Below are 16,081 nucleotides of genomic sequence, written 5' to 3'. Positions count from 1 at the left end.
CCCACCCCCGCCGCACGGCCCTGGACCGGGCCAGGCTCCGGGCCCGCCGCGCGCCCCTGCTGCCCGCCCTCGTCTTCCTCGTCGTCGTCACCCAGCTCCCGTTCGTGGCGACGGTGGTGATCTCCTTCCTGCGCTGGAACGCCCTCGCCCCGGACAACCGCGGCTTCGCCGCCTTCGGCAACTACGTCGCCGTCTTCACCGACCCCGTGCTGCGCAATGCGGTGTGGACGACGATCCTGCTGACGGTGACCGTGGTACTGGTCAGCCTGCTGCTGGGGCTCGGCCTCGCGCTCCTGCTGGACCGCGGGTTCCACGGCCGCGCCCTCGTCCGCACCCTGCTCATCACGCCTTTTCTGATCGTGCCGGTCGCCTCCGCCCTGCTGTGGAAGCACGCCCTGTTCAACGCCTCCTACGGGCTGCTCAACGGCTCACTGACCTGGCTGTGGAGCTTGTTCGGCAGCGACGATCCACCGCAGCCGGACTGGTTGACCAGCGCTCCGCTCGCCGCCGTGGAGGTGTCGCTGATCTGGCAGTGGACACCGTTCATGATGCTGATCCTGCTCGCGGGGCTGCAGAGCCGGCCCGCCGACGTCGTAGAGGCCGCCCGGGTGGACGGTGCGTCCGCCTTCGACATCTTCCGCTACCTCACCCTGCCCCACCTGCGCCGCTACCTGGAGCTGGCCGCCCTGCTCGGGACCGTCTTCATCATCCAGAACTTCGACGCGGTCTTCACCATCACGTCGGGCGGCCTGGGCACCGCGAACCTGCCGTACACCATTTACCAGACCTTCTATCAGGCCCATGACTACGGACGGGCATCCGCGCAGGGCGTCGTCGTGCTGATCGGCTCCCTGCTCGTGGCCACCCTCGCGCTGCGCACCGTCTCGTCCCTGCTCCGCGAGGAGGGCTCCCGATGACCGGTGCGCCGCGTGCCGCACACCGGCTTCCCGCTCCCGCCCGTCGCCGACGCCGCCGCAGTGCGTACCTGGGGCTGCTCGCCTGGCTGTGCGCTCTGCTCTTCTTCGTGCCGGTGGCGTGGATGGTGCTGACGTCGTTCCACAGTGAGGCGGACGCGGCGACCAACCCACCGAGCGTGGGCGCCTCCCTGACCCTGCACGGCTACCGCGAGTTCTTCGGCGAAGGCACCGGCATCAGCCCCTGGCCACCACTGATCAACTCGCTCACCGCGTCGGTACTCTCCACCCTCATCGTCCTGGCCCTGGCCGTCCCCGCCGCCTACGCGCTGTCCATCAAGCCCGTACGCAAATGGAGCGACGTCCTGTTCTTCTTCCTCTCCACCAAAATGCTGCCCCTGGTCGCCGGACTCCTACCGATCTACCTCGTCGCCCAGAACACCGGCATGCTCGACAACATCTGGCTGCTGATCATCCTCTACACCTCCATGAACCTGCCGATCGCGGTGTGGATGATGCGCTCCTTCCTGTCCGAAGTACCCGCCGAAATGCTCGAAGCCGCAAGCCTCGACGGCGCCGGACTGCACACCACCCTCCTGCGCATCGTCGCCCCCGTCGCCATGCCCGGCATCGCCGCGACCGCCCTGATCTCCTTCATCTTCAGCTGGAACGAACTGCTCTTCGCCCGCGTCCTGACCGGCACCGTCGCCGGCACCGCACCGGTCTTCCTGACCGGCTTCGTCACCAGCCAGGGCCTGTTCCTGGCCAAGGTCTGCGCCGCCGCCACCGTCATCTCCCTCCCCGTACTCCTCGCCGGATTCGCCGCCCAGGACAAACTCGTCCAGGGCCTCTCCCTCGGAGCCGTGAAATGACGCCGGTTCACCGGGCACTCCCGCGCCACCGCGCACCGTCCCGCACGGCGCGGCAATACCGCTCGTCTGAGCGGAAACAGCTCATCTTTCAAAAATGCCGCCACAGGCTATTGACACCGCATTTCACGGATCTTTAATGGAAGGGAAATTGCATATATGAGCTGTTATTGCTCACATGAGCAAAAGCCGCCGATGCGGCAGCGTTGATCGCACGCTTGCTCGTTTGAAGGGTCAAGGAAATGACTGTTGTGGCTGAATTCGCCATCGCCCGCGATGTCGAACTGACCTCTGCCTCCTGCGCGTTGCCGGCAGTCCTGTCCTCCGCCCGGCAGGCGCGCACCTTCACCGCGGAATTCCTGCGACTGCGCGGCGAGGACGAAGAATTCATCGAAGCCGCCGTACTGATCGTCTGCGAGCTGGCCACGAACGCCATTCGCCACGGCGCTCGGCTGCTGGCCGAATACGGGCGCGAGCGGGGGCCGGATTCCGAGGTCACCCTCAGGCTGGCGCTGCAATCCGATGTGCTGCACATCGAGGTGCACGACGGATCGGTGATCCTGCCCGTCCAGCGTGCGGCCGGACGTGAGGAGGACTGCGGACGCGGGATGACGATCATCGCCGCGCTCGCCGAGTCCTGGACCTGCGGACCGGATCCCGCCGGCGGCAAGTGGGTCCGGGCGACGCTCCGGCGGCCGACCGAGGCCTTCCAAGACTGACCTGACCCTCCCGGACTCTCCCCGGCGGCCGCCGCCGGCCGGCCCGGTCGGTCTACCGCCCCCAGATCTTCCGGTACACCGCGCGGTAGCCGGGCGGGTCCCAGGTCGTCGCCCCGCGGCTGTTGGCGGCGGTGGCGATGTGGACGGGGGCGACGTAGCCGCTGGCGGGTGCGCCGGAGAAGGCGCGGTTGAACTCGTCGAGGATCTGCCAGCCCTGCTGGCCGAACGGCTCGGGAACGGTGGCCGCCTGGAACTGCCGGCTGTTGATGAGCTGGAAGGCGGAGGGATCGCCGTCGCCCGCGCCCATGTTGAACGGGGCGCCTCCGCCCTTCTTGCGGGCCGCGCGCAGGGCCGGGGCGGCATCGGCGAAGTACACGTCGTTGATGGCTACGGAGTGTGTCCAGGCGTCCGGGAAGCGCGAGAGGAGTGCAGAGACCTCCTGGGGGTTCGGCTGCTGGTGTCGGAGGTCGGGATGAAGGCCTCCACCGGACGACGCTGACCTGCGGGTATGTGGCTCAGTGCCTGTCTGGCCTGCGGATATCCACCTTTCACGGTCTTTCAGGTTCATGCCGCCTTACGCGTCGCGGGCCCGGCCCTGACCCATCGGACAGGCCCTATAGCTCCTCCGGGCGCTGGGAAAGCCGGATGGCCCGCACCCCTTCCTCATTGGCGCGATAGACCACGCCATCCGCGACAAGGGGCGGTGTCGATGCCGTCCCGTCCTCCCCCGAGCTCACCCGCCACCTGGCCCGGCCACTGCGGGTGTCATAGCCGTACCAGTCGTCCAAGTAGCCGACGATCAGGTGGTGCCCGGGGGCCGTGACGGCGGAGTAGGACGATTCGGTGCGTTCTGCCCGCCAGCGGGGGCGGCCGGTGCGCGCGTCGTACGCCTGGACAGTCGTGAGTTGATGGTCGAGGTCCAGGTCCTCGCTCCAGGTCAGATATACCGAGTCGGCATCGGCGGCGATCACGGGGCTCTCGTAGGACTTGGTCGAGAAGGCCGGCGCGGTCCAACGCACCGCGCCCGTCACGGCATTGAGTGCGTGCAGCCGTTGCTCGGCGTTCTTGCCGTGGCGCCCCCACAGCGCCCGCCCCCAGCTTCAGCCCCCGCCGCAGGCTGCGTCTGGCCCGGTGCGTCGTCGACGATGGCTGGCCGCTGCGAAGGGCCGCGGAACGCTTCCAAGTCAGCCACACAACAGCTTCACGCTGGGCCGGCCGCTACCGACTGCACGGCCGGGCAGGGATGAAAGACCGCTCCAGCCGCCCCCACCGCCAGCCCCGCCGCACACCTGCCGCAGTGGAACAACAGGTCATCCACCTACGACGGACGCACCGCATCGGCCCACTGCGGCTGGCCGTCCGTGCAGGCGTCGCCGCCTCCACCGCCCACCGCATCCTCAAGCGCCACAGCCTGCCGCCTCTGGCCGCCACGGACCGGGCCACCGGCGAACCCGTCCGCCGCTACGAACGCACCCGGCCCGCCGACAACGCCTGGGCCTACACCAAGAACACCTGGCGCCAGACCTGCCGCGACCTGGGCATCAGCCCCCGCTGGACGAGGCCCTGGCGGCCACAGACCAACGGCAAGGTGGAACGCCTTCACCGCACCCTGCTCGAAGAATGGGCCTACCAACAGCCCTACACCTCAGACACCGAACGACAGGCAGCGTTTCCCGACTGGCTGGACTGGTACAACTACCACCGACCCCACACCGGAATCAGCGGCCGAACCCCAGCCGGCCGCGGCACCAACCTCTCCGGACAACACACCTGGCTAAGGGCTGTCCCGTAACCCCTGGCGGGCGCACGACGACAGCTACGGCACCTCGCCGCGTTGTCGGAACGTCCGGATACGCCCAGTATCCGGACGTCCCTCCGCCTTGCGATGCACCGCATCTGACGCCGTGCGCTGATCCACCAGGGATTACGGGACAGCCCTTAGCGGTCGTCGGCGAGCCGGGTGCGATAGGCGAGGGTGAGGCAGGGAAGGGCGAAGCGGGCGCGTCTGTTCGAGGTGATCCGGGTGCGGATGAGGTGCTCTAAGTCCCGTTCAAATGTGAGCTGTTGGGGCCGGGCAGCGGTGATGTAGTAGGAGTGGGACCGGTATAGGTCGAGCAGTGAGTCGTGGGTGTGTTGAGCGATGTGGGGAAACTCCTTCCGGGCGGCCGGTGTGAAGGGCTGTTGCATGATCGGGCCTTTGACTTCGGTTTTTCCCGTACGGTCGTAGCGGGCGAGGAGCGCGGAGAGTTCGGCGGCCCATGGCGTGGTCTCGTCCCTGACGATCCATAGGGCGACGAAGCATCCACCGGGCTTGAGGACCCGGGCGATTTCGGCATGGGCGCGGTGCGGGGCGAACCAGTGGTATGCCTCGCCGGTGACGACGGCGTCGACGCTGTGGTCGGGCAGCGGGATGTCCTCGGCGGTTCCGTGGATTACCCGTGTCCCCGTGGTCTGACGCCAGTGGTGGCGCATTCTCGCGTCGGGTTCGATCGCGACGCAGTCATGGCCGAGTGCGGCCAATTGTCGGCTGAGGATGCCGGTGCCGGCACCGAGGTCGGCAACGCGGAGCGGTGGGGGACCGAGTGCCCACCTGAGCGCCTCGGTGGCGTACTTCGGGCGGGACCGGTCGTAGAGTCCGGCGACCTCACCGAAGCACATGCTGAAGACCGACTGATGCGCTGCCATCCATGCCCCTTCCACAGACCGTTCCACAGATTCCTCGGACCGGTTTCCGGGCGAACGATGTGAATCGGAACACCGCTGCCGTTGGCCGAGTGCGGGGGAGCGGACCGGTTGAGTCTGCCGGTGCCGGTAAGGCCGATCAAGACAGTGTCTGAGATGAGGCGTGTGGAGGGGAGGAACTGCGCTTCGGCCTGCTGGGCAGGGGGAAGGGTCGGATCATGTCGGTGATCGCGGTCTTGAGCGCTGCCCCAGCTGTCGCGGCAGCAGTCCGGGCGTTGACCAACGAGGGTTGTCATGTGGTGCCGGCCCAGCAGCTCTCCCAGCTGATCGGCGTGGAGGGATGTCGGTGGGCGCGTTTTGCACGCCACTGGGAGGAACTTACCCTCGACAGATTCATGGGTGATGGCGGTACGTACAGGTTCCGCCGCTATGGCGAATACCGGCTTGTCGTGCAGAGTGGTGAGTTGGTCCTTTCGCCGCACGGCCCCTTCGTGCAGCAGCGTGAGGTCAACCCGCTGAACGGTGGCGTCGAGCGGCACTTGGACCCGCTCACCACGGACTTCACCGGTGAGCCGCTTTTGCGGGATCTTCTGGTGTCCCTCGGCCGCATCTTCGCCGCCACGACCGATGGCACCGACCGCTGGCGCGTCAAGGTTCATCCGTTCCGGATCTCTGCCGGTCACGAGGTTGGTCTGCCGACCCCGGAAGGGCGCCATCGCGACGGGGTCACCTTCATTGCGTCCTTGCTGATCGACCGACACAACATCGGAGGCGGCGAGAGCACGGTCTACGACCACGACGGCAGGACACTTCTCACGACATCGTTGACCGAGCCCGGAGACCTTTTACTCGGCGACGACCGCCGGACATTGCACTCTGTCACGCCCGTCCATCGGCGCGATGCCACGGCCGCCGCCCATCGCGACGTCCTGGTGATGGCGTACACCGTCTGCGACGAGTAGAAATCGATCGCGGTAATGCGGAGCTATCGGGTGCGCAGGTAGCCCGATGACGGCGTCCCGTACTGGTGGGCTTGTCCCGACACCGGCCCGACCTCATTCAGAACCGGTGATCCGTGGCGTCCTGTGACGGATGGGCGGGCCGTAGTGCAGGGCTCCCACTGGTAGCCGGAGGACCAAGTCGCAAACAAGCCCTGACGAATCGACGTCCGGACCGGACCATCCGCCCCGGCCGCGACACCACCGACCCGCACTTAGCGTGTTGACGGCGCTCCCGTAGCCGGTTCACCCCCGCTGAATGGGACTCTTCGTCCCGGTCGACGACGGCTTCAACCGCACCGTGGGATTCTCGACAGCATCGGTACCGGCCTCGCCGCGAACCACACGCCAGGAGCAGGGGAACGCTGCCGCATCGCATCCCCACAGGCCGGCTCGGATACGTGGCCAGATATGCCCTACGTGACAGATTGGCCGATTGTAAGACCGCGACGTTGCCGGGGAGTTGGCGCGGGGGCATGATCACTGCTCGTATCTACCTGATCACTCATCCAGGAGCCGATACGTGATACGCCCAATCGCTTTGCGTGCTCTCCCTGCCGTCGCCGTGACCGGCGCCCCCGCCCTGCCCCTCGCCCAGGGAGCCCAGGCGGCCGCCCCGCCCCCGTCGCCCCGGCGGCCGCCGCTGTCGGCCATCCTGGCCAGGTCCGCCGGGGCGACAGCGACTTCATGCACTCCCATCCGCGCGTCGAGGTCCGCTACGGCGACCTCGACCCCCCGGACCGGGCCCGCGTCGTCGCCTCGGCGGCGACGCTGATGTAGCGAGGCACCGGTGCCGCCCGACCCGGGCGGCCCGCCGGCCCACCAGGTCATGACCGGCGACGGCCGCGCCGCCACCGCCGTTGCCGCATCTCCTTCCGCCTCGTGGCGGCGTTCCTTCCTGTCGCCGGCGCAGCGACCCAGGACAGCGCGGCTGAGGTCACGGAGCGGCTGCTTACCGCAAACCCCTCATTGCGTCGTCCGCTCGCATGCCCCGTTTCACGAGATTCCACAACAAGGGAGTTACTGATTTTCATGTACAAACGTCGGAGTTTACTCGCCTTCGCCACTGTGAGTGCGGCGATATGCACCGCTGGAGTCATGCCGTCGGTCAGCCATGCCGCCAGCGGCGGCGACGGGGCAAGGGAGGGGTCCTACGCCGAAACGCACGGCCTGACGGCGGAGGACGTCAAGAACATCAACGCACTGAACAAAAGAGCCCTGACTGCGGGTCAACCTGGCAATTCTCTGGCGGAATTGCCGCCGAGCGCCAGTGCGCTCCTCCGGGCCCCCGACGCTGTCGACGAGAGGGTGACCCCTCCCGCCGAGCCGCTCAACCGGATGCCTGACGCGTACCGGGCCTACGGGGGTAGGGCCACTACGGTCGTCAACAACTACATACGCAAGTGGCAGCAGGCCTACAGTCACCGCGACGGCAACCAACAGCAAATGACCGAAGAGCAGCGAGAAAAGCTGTCCTACGGCTGCGTCGGCATCACCTGGGTCAATTCGGGCCCCTACCCGACGAACAAATTGGCGTTCGCATTCTTCGACGAGAACAAGTACAAGAGTAACCTGGAAAACAGCAGACCACGCCCCAATGAGACGCAAGCCGAGTTTGAGGGGCGCATCGTCAAGGACAGTTTCGACGAGGGGAAGGGTTTCAAGCGGGCGCGTGATGTGGCGTCCGTCATGAACAAAGCCCTGGATAATGCGCACGACGAGGGGACTTACATCGACAACCTCAAGACAGAGCTCGCGAACAAAAATGACGCTCTGCGCTACGAGGACAGCCGCTCGAACTTCTTCTCGGCGCTGAGGAATACGCCGTCCTTCAAGGAAAGGGATGGAGGCAACTACGACCCGTCCAAGATGAAGGCGGTGGTCTACTCGAAACACTTCTGGAGCGGGCAGGACCAGCGGGGCTCCTCTGACAAGAGGAAGTACGGCGACCCGGATGCCTTCCGCCCCGACCAGGGCACAGGGCTGGTCGACATGTCGAAGGACAGGAATATTCCGCGCAGTCCCGCCCAACCCGGCGAAAGTTGGGTCAATTTCGACTACGGCTGGTTTGGGGCTCAGACGGAAGCGGATGCCGACAAAACCATATGGACCCACGCCAACCACTATCACGCGCCCAACAGCGGCCTGGGCCCCATGAACGTATACGAGAGCAAGTTCCGGAACTGGTCTGCCGGGTACGCGGATTTCGACCGCGGAACCTACGTCATCACGTTCATACCCAAGAACTGGAACACCGCCCCCGCCGAGGTGAAGCAGGGCTGGTCGTAACAGCCAGGTAGGAGGGCCGGGTCACCCGGCCCTCTCCCCCCCAGCCCGCCACACGCCGGCGTCGATGCGGTCCCGGTCTTCTTCGGTCACACCCCAGCGGTTCAGGTGAGCCAGGACGAAGCGGCGTACGGTGCGCACGTGGCTCTTCTCGGCGGGCAGGGCGATCACGGCGTGCCGGCATCCTGGTTCAGGAAGCAGAAGCGGCGCCGGTGCCGATGTGCCGGCGGGGGCGCGTCCTTGGGGTCCTGGGGGGACAGTCGCGGAGGGACAGGCGTGCGCGTGGTGCAGGGGGGAGGCCCTTCTCCCGTCGCGACGGCGTTGTTTTCCTGACGCCGTCTTCCTTCCTTACGCTGAGGCCGGCCGCACTGTTCGTCGCACTCGCTGTCAGGGAGAGGACGCATACGGCGCCTTACGACGGCGTACGGGCCGCGATGGCCAGCAGTCGTTCGGTGTCCTCGTGGCTGAGGAGCAGGGCCCGGCCGATCGCGGCCAGGGTTGGGTGCTCGCTGGGGGTGTACGGTCCGTCGGCCAGGGCGATGCGGGCGCCCTGCAGCAGGATGTCCTCGCTCCCGGCGGGGGCCAGGTGGGGGGCGAGCGGGTCGAGGACCTCGTGGAGTTCGATGGTGAGCGCGGTGCCGCTGCCATCGATGCCCTCCTTTCCGGCGGCGAGGACGGCGAGGGCGACGGTGTGCACGGCGTCGCGGAGCATCGCTGAGAAGCGGGTGGTGGTGGGGTGGCCGAGGACGTCGGTCCGGAAGCAGGTCCGGCAGGCGGCGCATTCGACCACGGTTCCCGCGGTGCCGCGGGGGAGGAGGGGGATGCCGAGGAGAGCGAACCGATGGCGGCCGATGCGGCGCAGGTAGCTACGGTCGCCGCCGCAGCCGGGGCAGAAGAACTCGCCGTCACCCTGTGCCTACTGGCCCACCGAATCCAGCAGCTCACCGACCAGATCCAGGACCTGGAACGCCGCCTGGCCTTGCTCGCGGAGCGCCACGCCTCGCAGCTGCTCACGGTGGTGGGGATCGGGCCGGACACGGCCGTCACTTTGCTGATCACGGTGGGGGACAACCCGGAACCTCTGCACAGTGAGGCGTCGTTCGCCGCGCTGTGCGGGGTCAGCCCCATCGAGCGCTCCTCGGGCGCGCGGCAGTACCGTCGCCTCAACCGCGGCGGGGACCGGCAGGCCAACGCTGCCCTGCACCGGATCGCGCAGACCCGCCGGCGCTATGACCCCTTCAAGTATGCGAAGACCAACGAGGGTGAGGAGAACGTACCTCCGGCCAACCATCCTCAAGCAGGGGGGCGGACTCTAGCCGCGTGGACCACAACCTGAGCTGCATCGCTCCTCGGGCGGGAGAGTGTGGGTCCGCATTTCTGAAATCGCCTTTATCAAGAGCCGCATGACGGTCTGGATGCCCGACCACCACCTGTTCGCAACCGTCCGCGAGATCCGGGTTGAAACGGGCCGCACGGCTAACTGATCGTTTCAAAATGGGTGGGTAGTTGGCGCACCGCCGCGCTGTCGGTGAGCCCGTCGGCCTCGCAGAGGTGCCTGTTGATCGACGCGGCCAGCCAGCGCAGTCGTTGCCTCAGTGGCACATAGGTAGACGCCGCCCACCAGCAGACGCCCCTGGACGGCTGCAGAAGCGGCTCACTCATCCACCGCGATGCACGTGCGCGGGAGAGGCCCGCCGTTCGACGGCGTCCAACGCCGGGGCGATGATGGCGAAGGCCCGGTTGGTCAGTTCGGAGGGGTCCTCGGCACTGCCGCTGTCACTCCACCGATGTAGCACGGTGTTGAAGGCGGTCAGAGTCATCCCGGCGGCTAGCTGCGGGTACAGGTCGGTGTCGGGGTCGAGCCCCAGGCGGCGCGCCAACTCCGCCGTCAGGTCGTCGCGCCACTGCGCCTGGCGCTCCAGGAAGCGTGCGAGCAGGGCGGGGGTACGCAGAATCAGCTGAACCACTCGCAGTGCTCTGTCGGAGTGGTCGGCGCAGGCGGCGATGGGGATCGAGACGGCGTGCTGCAGCGCCGCGGAGGGCCGCTCCTCGATGGGGCGGGCCGCCAACTCTGCGCGGATGCCCGTGCCCATGTCGGCCAGGAACTGGACGACCACGTCCTCCTTGGACGCGAAGTACCGGAAGAACGTTCGCTTGGACACGCCGGCTGTGGTCACGATCTCGTCGATGGTGACCGCGTCGAACCCCTTCAGCGCTAGCAACTGCAGTGCCGCTTCGGTCAGTTCGTCCGAGACGAGCTGACGTTTGCGCTGGGCCATGCTGATTTCAGGGCGGGTGCTCACCGGACGATGGTAAAGCCATGCCTCGTGTGGCACCTAGGCGCGTATTGACACCAAGTGCCACTAGGGGCACCGTATGCCGTATGACACAGCATCAGCGCTGGACTGCCGAGCAGATTCCGGACCAGACCAGGCGGGTGTTCGTCGTCACCGGGGCCAACAGCGGCCTCGGCCTGGCGACCACCCGTGGGCTCGTCCGCCAGGGCGGGCACGTGATCCTTGCGGTACGCGACGAGGGAAAGGGTCACCGGGCGGTCGCAGAGATCACCGCCGATCAGCCGGGCGCCAGCCTTGAGGTGCGCCACCTCGACCTGGCTGATCTCGACTCGGTCCGAGCCTTCGCTCATCAATTGCATACCGACCATCCGCGGTTGGACGTGCTCGTCAACAACGCCGGCGTGATGGCGCCGCCGCGGACGCTCAGCGCGCAGGGCCACGAGTTGCAGTTCGCCTCCAACCATCTCGGCCACTTCGCGCTCACCGGGTTGCTGCTCGACCTGTTGACCGTCGGCCGCGACCCCCGTGTGGTCACGGTAAGTTCGACCAACCACAGGCAGGGGCGCCTCTTCTTCGACGACCTCTCCGGCGAGCGCAAGTACTCGCCCATGGCCTTCTACAACCAGTCGAAGTTCGCCAACGCTGTCTTCGGATGGGAACTCCACCGGCGGCTGACCGCGGCCGGCGGCCCGGTGCGCAGCTTGCTCGCCCACCCGGGCTATACCGCCACCAACCTGCAGACGAGCGGGCCGGTCGGCGTGGTGAAGGTGCTGTTCGGCCGCATCCTCACTCCGCTCGCGCAGTCCCCGGACCAGGGTGCCCTGCCCCAGCTGTACGCGGCGACCGCCCCCGACGTGGAGAGCGGGCAATTCATCGGGCCGGACGGCCTGGCCGAGCTGCGCGGCGCACCGACGCGGGTGCAGTTGTCCCCCGCGGCGGCCGATGCCGAGACCGGCCGCCGTCTGTGGGAGTTGTCGGAAGAATTGACCGACGTGCCGTTCGTGTTTCCGACCCTGGTCTAACTGATGGGCGTTGGCTCGGGTGCCGTGGGGTGTCGCCACGGCGCTGTCTAGCATGGGCGGATGAGTATCTCCGGACTTTCGGTGGGCGCAAGGCGACGGCGCAGCGCCGAGCTGCGTGAGTTCCTACGGTCGCGGCGGGCGCGGCTGACGCCCGGGGATGTGGGGATGCCCGGGGGTGGCGGGCGCCGTACGCCAGGATTGCGGCGGGAGGAGGTGGCGGTGCTGGCCGGGGTGGGGGTGTCCTGGTACACCTGGCTCGAACAGGGTCGGGAGATCAATGTGTCGGCCGACGTCCTGGATGCCGTCGCGCGGGTGCTGCGGCTCGACGGCGCGGAGCGGGAGCATCTGTATCTGCTGGCCGGGTTGAACCCGCCGCAGTCGCCTCCGGCCGCCCGGGAGATCTCGCCCCAGCTGTTGCGGGTGATCGACGGCTGGCTGCCGCGTCCCGCCTACGTCATCGACCGGCACTGGCATCTGGCCGCGGTCAACCGTGCCGCCCGTGTGGTGTTCGGATACGGGGAGGACGACCACAACTGCCTGGTGAGTTTCTTCACCAACGCCCGCTTTCGGTCGGAGATTTGCCACTGGGAGGACGCCGCGCGGGCGATCGTCGGGCAGTTCCGGGCGGATGCGGCCCGTTACCCGGACGACCCGGAATTCGGCCGTATGGCCGCCGACATGTGCGCGGCGAGCCCCGCCTTTGCGGAGGTCTGGGCGGAGCATCCCGTCGGCACCGCGACCGAGGGCACCAAGGCACTGGCTCATCCGGCAGGCGGTGAGTTGGTCTTTGAGTACACCGCACTGCCGCTTGCGGACCTGCCGGGCCATCGACTGCTGCTCTACACCCCTGCGGCCGGGACCGGCACCGAGGCCCGTCTGGCCGCGCTGCTGGGCGTACGGGAGTCCGGCGCGGCCTGAAGTCCGCGGGCCCAGGGTGGTGGTGGCAGACCCAGGCTCAGCCGACACTGCCGGCCCTCGGCGAGCCGCTCGAGGATCGTCGTCATGAACCGATTCACGAACAAGACGGTCCTGGTCACCGGCGGCTCCAGCGGGATGGGGTTCGCTGCCGCACGGCGGCTGCTGGACGAGGGCGCGTATGTCGTCATCACCGGTCGTGACCAGGGCCGACTGGACTCCGCCGTCGCCCGGCTCAACGCCGCCGAGCGGGCTCTCGCGGTCCGCGCCGACGTGTCGTCCCTGGCCGATCTCGATCACCTGATGCGGCGGGTGGGGACCTGGCGGGGCGGTCTGGACGCCGTCTTCGCCAACGCCGGCGTCGGGATCTTCAAGCCCGCTGCCGAGATCACCGAGGCCGACTTCGTCCACACCGTCGACGTCAACTTCAAGGGTGTCTTCTTCACCGTCCACAAGGCGCTGCCGCTGTTGCGGGACGGCGGTGCCGTCGTCATCAACGCCTCGTGGACCCTGCACCGCGGGCTGTCCGTCGCGTCTGTCTACTCTGCGAGCAAGGCCGCCGTACACAACCTTGCTCGCACGCTCGGCGCCGATCTGGCGCCGCGTGGCATCAGGGTCAACTCCGTCAGTCCCGGCTACATCGACACGGCCATGTACCGGGGGGCGAACCCCGAGCCCGGCGCCGAGGCACGCGACGCCGCGCAGGTGCCCCTCGGCTCCCTCGGCCACCCCGATGACATCGCGGCGGCCGTGGCCTTCCTGGCCTCTGACGACGCCTCGTACATCACCGGTCAGGACCTCATTGTCGACGGCGGCCTCGCCGGCTGCGTACCCGCGGCATGACGAAGGACGGCACGACGATGACTCTTCGCGCGGGCGGACCCGCGCGACGGCCGAAACCCGCCGTCGCGCTGTCCGCCGTACTGCTGACGCTGCTGATCCTTCCGACCTCGGTGACCGGGGCGGGGGTGCTGTTCCCGCATATCGGGCGGGACACCGGTGCGTCGTTGGACGCCTTGCAGTGGGCGGTGCACGGCTACAACCTGACCTTCGCAAGCTGCATGCTCGCCTGCGGGTCGCTGGCCGACCTGTTCGGCCGACGCCGTGTGTTCGCGGTGGGTGCGGTGCTGTTCACTGTGGCGTCGCTGGTGAGCGCGGCGGCGAGCAACATCTTCCTGCTCGATGCGGCGCGCGGCCTTGCCGGTTTGGGGGCTGCCGCGCTGCTGACCGGTGGGTGTTCGCTCCTGGCTGCGACCTTCGAGGGGCCGGCGCGTCACCGGGCGTTCTCGGCCGTCGGCATCGTGACAGGTGGTGGACTCGCCCTGGGAGCCATGGCGGCAGGGGCGCTGGCGGACACCTTGGGCTGGCGTGCGTTTTTCGGGCTGCACGCGGTGCTGATGCTGCTGGTCCTGTCCGCCGTCCCGTTCCTGGGCGAGTCACGCAGTGTGACGGCGGCCCGGGTGGACTGGCTGGGCACCGCAGCATTCGTCAGCAGTCTCTTCCTGCTCATGCTCGGCACGGTGGAAGGGCCTCAGTGGGGGTGGGGCAGCGCCGGCGTACTGGGCCTGCTGGCCGGATCAGTGGCACTGATGGTGGCGTTCGTCCTGGTGGAGCGGCACGCCCGGTATCCGATGCTCGATCTGAAGCTGCTGCGCAACGCCAGGTTCATGGCACTGTGTCTGATCCCCGTGGTGGTGACGTTCTCGTTCGTGATCCTGCTGCCGCTGCTGCCGAACTACCTCATGGTCGCGAACGGCGCCGGCAGCCGGGCGGCGGGCACCACGATGCTGGTGATGGCGCTGCCGATCCTGGTGACCCCGCTTCTTGCCGGAAGGCTGATCAAGTGGGGGTTGTCGACCCGGGCCGTGTTCGGCCTCAGCCTGATGTGCCTGACCATCGGTCTCGCGTGGCTCGCCCTCGTCCTTCGACCAGGTGTGGGCCTGGCGGCACTGGCCGGGCCGATGATCACGCTCGGCGTCGGGCTCGGCCTCAACTTCGGCCTGGTCGATGGCGCGGTGCTGACCGTCGTGGCTCCCGAGGCCACCGGAACAGCGGCCGGCTTTCTCAACACGCTGCGGCTGGGCAGCGAGGCCGTCGTCATCGCTGCGGTCGGAGCAGCACTGGTCGATCTCGTACGGGACGGGCTGGGCGATGGGCTGCGACGATTCCCCGCCTACCGCGGTGGCGCCGGTGAGTTGGCCAACAGTGTCAACGCGGGCGACCTCACCGGTGCGCTGTCCGGGCTGCCGACCGAAAACCGGCCGGCATTCTTCGACTATGTCACGCACGGGCTCACCGGTGCGTGGCAGACAGTCCTGTGGACGAGCGCGGGAATCTGCATGGCTCTGTCCTTGGCGATCTACGCCATGCTGGCCGAGCCCGAGCCCGAGCCCGAGCCCGAGCCCGAGCCCGAGCCCGAGCCCGAGCCCGAGCGTGATCCGGCCACCGCAGGCGAACCCGCGTCCGAGGCGACGACGGCTGCCCGGTTCCGGTAACGCAGGGGCCGCACGGCGTCTCGTTGTACCGGGCACCGGAGCTCTGGTACCGGCCCCCGGCCCCCGGCCCACGACCCCCGACCCCCGGCTTGAGAATTCCCGGTGCGGCGAGGTCCCCCTTGCCCTCATGAGACGCAGATCGCCCGTTCCCCCGCCCCGCTCCCCTAGCGCGACGGTATCGACCCCGTGCGGGTGCGGTTGCCGGCCGATCCGGGTGGGGTCTGGGGGACGGTCCGGGAGCATCTGGTCGACCGGTTTGCGGGGGCCGTTGGGGTCGGGCGGGTGGAGGAGATGCTGCGGGCGGGGCGGTTTGTGGGGGTAGACGGAGCGTTGAGCGGGGGTGAGCCCTATACGGCCGGGGGGTATGTATGGTTTCACCGGGATCTTGCGCCGGAGGTGGCGGTTCCGTTCGAGGTGGGGGTGGTCCACCGGGGCGAGCGGATCGTGGTGGCCGACAAGCCGCATTTTCTTGCCACGACGCCGCGGGGGCGGCATGTCACCGAGACCGCGCCGGCCCGGCTGCGGCGTGATCTCGGGCTGCCCACGCTGCAGCCCGCGCATCGGCTGGACCGGCTGACGGCGGGGCCGGCGCTGTTCGTCGTACGGCCCGAGGACCGGGGGCGTACCAGGGGCTGTTCGCCGGGCGGCGGGTGCGCAAACGGAAGATCAAGCAGGAGGTTGTAGATCGTGTCTAGTGCGGTCCAGGTGGTCCAGGCGGTCCAGGACTTGGGCGTAATTGGCAGGTCAGGACCTTGTGTACAGGGGCGTCAACTCTGTTGGTGAGAGCGCGTGAGAGGTGAGGAACCCCTGCCGGCCTGATCCGGCGGGGGTTTGCGTGTGACGGCGGGGTCGCGCTGTGCGGTGTTCGACGGGTCTTGGTTGTG

General features: G+C 68.1%; 16 protein-coding genes and 2 pseudogenes. 12 read left to right on the top strand and 6 right to left on the bottom strand.

Going from position 1 to position 16,081, the window contains the following annotated elements; all coding sequences use genetic code 11:
- The first annotated feature begins 20 nt into the window (after positions 1–20).
- The 3 genes from WAB15_RS04795 (at position 21) to WAB15_RS04785 (ending at position 2,502) form a co-directional block, all read left to right on the top strand.
- A complete protein-coding gene (locus tag WAB15_RS04795) occupies positions 21–917 on the top strand; it encodes a carbohydrate ABC transporter permease (RefSeq protein WP_407289165.1) in 897 nt (298 codons plus the stop codon).
- The gene (locus WAB15_RS04790) at positions 914–1,786 is read left to right on the top strand and encodes a carbohydrate ABC transporter permease (RefSeq protein WP_399144629.1); all 873 of its coding nucleotides are present in this window, start codon (positions 914–916) and stop codon (positions 1,784–1,786) included. The genes WAB15_RS04795 and WAB15_RS04790 overlap by 4 nt, the downstream gene beginning before the upstream one ends.
- A 248-nt stretch (positions 1,787–2,034) precedes the next feature.
- Positions 2,035–2,502, top strand: a complete 468-nt coding sequence (locus WAB15_RS04785; RefSeq protein ID WP_407285439.1) for an ATP-binding protein — start codon at positions 2,035–2,037, stop codon at positions 2,500–2,502.
- Positions 2,503–2,554: 52 nt separating this feature from the next.
- On the opposite strand, the pseudogene WAB15_RS04780 reads toward WAB15_RS04785, so the two are convergent.
- A pseudogene (locus tag WAB15_RS04780) lies at positions 2,555–2,976 on the bottom strand (sugar ABC transporter substrate-binding protein); the annotation flags it as partial.
- A gap of 140 nt (positions 2,977–3,116) precedes the next feature.
- Positions 3,117–3,533, bottom strand: a complete 417-nt coding sequence (locus WAB15_RS04775; protein WP_407285438.1) for a PQQ-binding-like beta-propeller repeat protein — start codon at positions 3,531–3,533, stop codon at positions 3,117–3,119.
- A gap of 86 nt (positions 3,534–3,619) precedes the next feature.
- Here WAB15_RS04775 and WAB15_RS04770 point away from each other — a divergent pair, with 86 nt between their 5' ends.
- On the top strand, positions 3,620–4,294 hold the full coding sequence (locus tag WAB15_RS04770; protein ID WP_407289164.1) for an integrase core domain-containing protein: 675 nt from the start codon (positions 3,620–3,622) through the stop codon (positions 4,292–4,294).
- A 146-nt stretch (positions 4,295–4,440) separates the two neighbouring features.
- Here the strand turns inward: WAB15_RS04770 and WAB15_RS04765 are convergent, their stop codons facing one another.
- On the bottom strand, positions 4,441–5,187 hold the full coding sequence (locus tag WAB15_RS04765) for a class I SAM-dependent methyltransferase (RefSeq protein WP_407285437.1): 747 nt from the start codon (positions 5,185–5,187) through the stop codon (positions 4,441–4,443).
- A 215-nt stretch (positions 5,188–5,402) separates the two neighbouring features.
- Here WAB15_RS04765 and WAB15_RS04760 point away from each other — a divergent pair, with 215 nt between their 5' ends.
- Together WAB15_RS04760 and WAB15_RS04755 are read left to right on the top strand one after the other, a co-directional pair.
- Positions 5,403–6,146 carry a 2OG-Fe dioxygenase family protein gene (locus WAB15_RS04760; RefSeq protein WP_407285436.1) on the top strand — a complete coding sequence of 248 codons (744 nt, stop codon included), beginning with the start codon at positions 5,403–5,405 and terminating at the stop codon, positions 6,144–6,146.
- Between the two features lie 1,068 nt (positions 6,147–7,214).
- Positions 7,215–8,471: a protein-glutamine gamma-glutamyltransferase gene (locus WAB15_RS04755; protein ID WP_407285435.1), complete on the top strand. Its 1,257-nt coding sequence runs from the start codon at positions 7,215–7,217 to the stop codon at positions 8,469–8,471.
- A 21-nt stretch (positions 8,472–8,492) separates the two neighbouring features.
- On the opposite strand, the gene WAB15_RS04750 is transcribed toward WAB15_RS04755, so the two are convergent.
- Both WAB15_RS04750 and WAB15_RS04745 read right to left on the bottom strand, forming a co-directional pair.
- Positions 8,493–8,639, bottom strand: a complete 147-nt coding sequence (locus WAB15_RS04750; RefSeq protein WP_407285434.1) for a hypothetical protein — start codon at positions 8,637–8,639, stop codon at positions 8,493–8,495.
- Between the two features lie 241 nt (positions 8,640–8,880).
- A complete protein-coding gene (locus WAB15_RS04745) occupies positions 8,881–9,330 on the bottom strand; it encodes a TerB family tellurite resistance protein (RefSeq protein ID WP_407289163.1) in 450 nt (149 codons plus the stop codon).
- On the opposite strand from WAB15_RS04745, the gene WAB15_RS04740 reads away from it, so the two are divergent.
- Positions 9,310–9,804, top strand: coding sequence for a transposase (locus tag WAB15_RS04740; protein ID WP_407285433.1), 495 nt, complete (start codon positions 9,310–9,312; stop codon positions 9,802–9,804). The genes WAB15_RS04745 and WAB15_RS04740 overlap by 21 nt on opposite strands.
- A 322-nt stretch (positions 9,805–10,126) precedes the next feature.
- Here WAB15_RS04740 and WAB15_RS04735 read toward each other — a convergent pair whose 3' ends face one another.
- Positions 10,127–10,747, bottom strand: coding sequence for a TetR family transcriptional regulator (locus WAB15_RS04735; protein ID WP_407289162.1), 621 nt, complete (start codon positions 10,745–10,747; stop codon positions 10,127–10,129).
- Positions 10,748–10,851: 104 nt separating this feature from the next.
- Between WAB15_RS04735 and WAB15_RS04730 the strand changes: the two genes are divergently transcribed.
- The 5 genes and pseudogenes from WAB15_RS04730 to WAB15_RS04710 form a co-directional block, all read left to right on the top strand.
- The gene (locus WAB15_RS04730) at positions 10,852–11,787 is read left to right on the top strand and encodes an oxidoreductase (protein WP_407285432.1); all 936 of its coding nucleotides are present in this window, start codon (positions 10,852–10,854) and stop codon (positions 11,785–11,787) included.
- Between the two features lie 60 nt (positions 11,788–11,847).
- Entirely contained in the window at positions 11,848–12,705 is an 858-nt protein-coding gene (locus tag WAB15_RS04725) for a helix-turn-helix transcriptional regulator (protein WP_399144635.1), read from the top strand.
- Between the two features lie 84 nt (positions 12,706–12,789).
- The gene (locus WAB15_RS04720) at positions 12,790–13,545 is read left to right on the top strand and encodes an SDR family NAD(P)-dependent oxidoreductase (protein ID WP_399144636.1); all 756 of its coding nucleotides are present in this window, start codon (positions 12,790–12,792) and stop codon (positions 13,543–13,545) included.
- The gene (locus WAB15_RS04715; protein ID WP_407285431.1) at positions 13,542–15,197 is read left to right on the top strand and encodes an MFS transporter; all 1,656 of its coding nucleotides are present in this window, start codon (positions 13,542–13,544) and stop codon (positions 15,195–15,197) included. Before WAB15_RS04720 ends, WAB15_RS04715 begins: the two co-directional genes overlap by 4 nt.
- A 127-nt stretch (positions 15,198–15,324) precedes the next feature.
- Positions 15,325–15,856: pseudogene (locus WAB15_RS04710) on the top strand (pseudouridylate synthase); the annotation flags it as partial.
- Positions 15,857–16,081 lie beyond the last annotated feature (225 nt).

This window comes from Streptomyces sirii, from assembly GCF_045690365.1.
In the GTDB taxonomy this organism is placed as follows: domain Bacteria; phylum Actinomycetota; class Actinomycetes; order Streptomycetales; family Streptomycetaceae; genus Streptomyces; species Streptomyces sirii.
The sequence above is the reverse complement of the archived record's forward strand: the minus strand, read 5'-3'. Positions and strand labels throughout refer to the sequence as shown.

Bases quoted from the DNA above. Each gene is read 5' to 3' on its own strand.
- WAB15_RS04790 (WP_399144629.1), top strand. From the start codon at position 914: ATGACCGGTGCGCCGCGTGCCGCACACCGGCTTCCCGCTCCCGCCCGT.
- WAB15_RS04765 (WP_407285437.1), bottom strand. From the start codon at position 5,187: ATGGCAGCGCATCAGTCGGTCTTCAGCATGTGCTTCGGTGAGGTCGCC.
- WAB15_RS04760 (WP_407285436.1), top strand. From the start codon at position 5,403: ATGTCGGTGATCGCGGTCTTGAGCGCTGCCCCAGCTGTCGCGGCAGCA.
- WAB15_RS04755 (WP_407285435.1), top strand. From the start codon at position 7,215: ATGTACAAACGTCGGAGTTTACTCGCCTTCGCCACTGTGAGTGCGGCG.
- WAB15_RS04740 (WP_407285433.1), top strand. From the start codon at position 9,310: ATGGCGGCCGATGCGGCGCAGGTAGCTACGGTCGCCGCCGCAGCCGGG.
- WAB15_RS04735 (WP_407289162.1), bottom strand. From the start codon at position 10,747: ATGGCCCAGCGCAAACGTCAGCTCGTCTCGGACGAACTGACCGAAGCG.
- WAB15_RS04730 (WP_407285432.1), top strand. From the start codon at position 10,852: ATGACACAGCATCAGCGCTGGACTGCCGAGCAGATTCCGGACCAGACC.
- WAB15_RS04725 (WP_399144635.1), top strand. From the start codon at position 11,848: ATGAGTATCTCCGGACTTTCGGTGGGCGCAAGGCGACGGCGCAGCGCC.
- WAB15_RS04720 (WP_399144636.1), top strand. From the start codon at position 12,790: ATGAACCGATTCACGAACAAGACGGTCCTGGTCACCGGCGGCTCCAGC.
- WAB15_RS04715 (WP_407285431.1), top strand. From the start codon at position 13,542: ATGACGAAGGACGGCACGACGATGACTCTTCGCGCGGGCGGACCCGCG.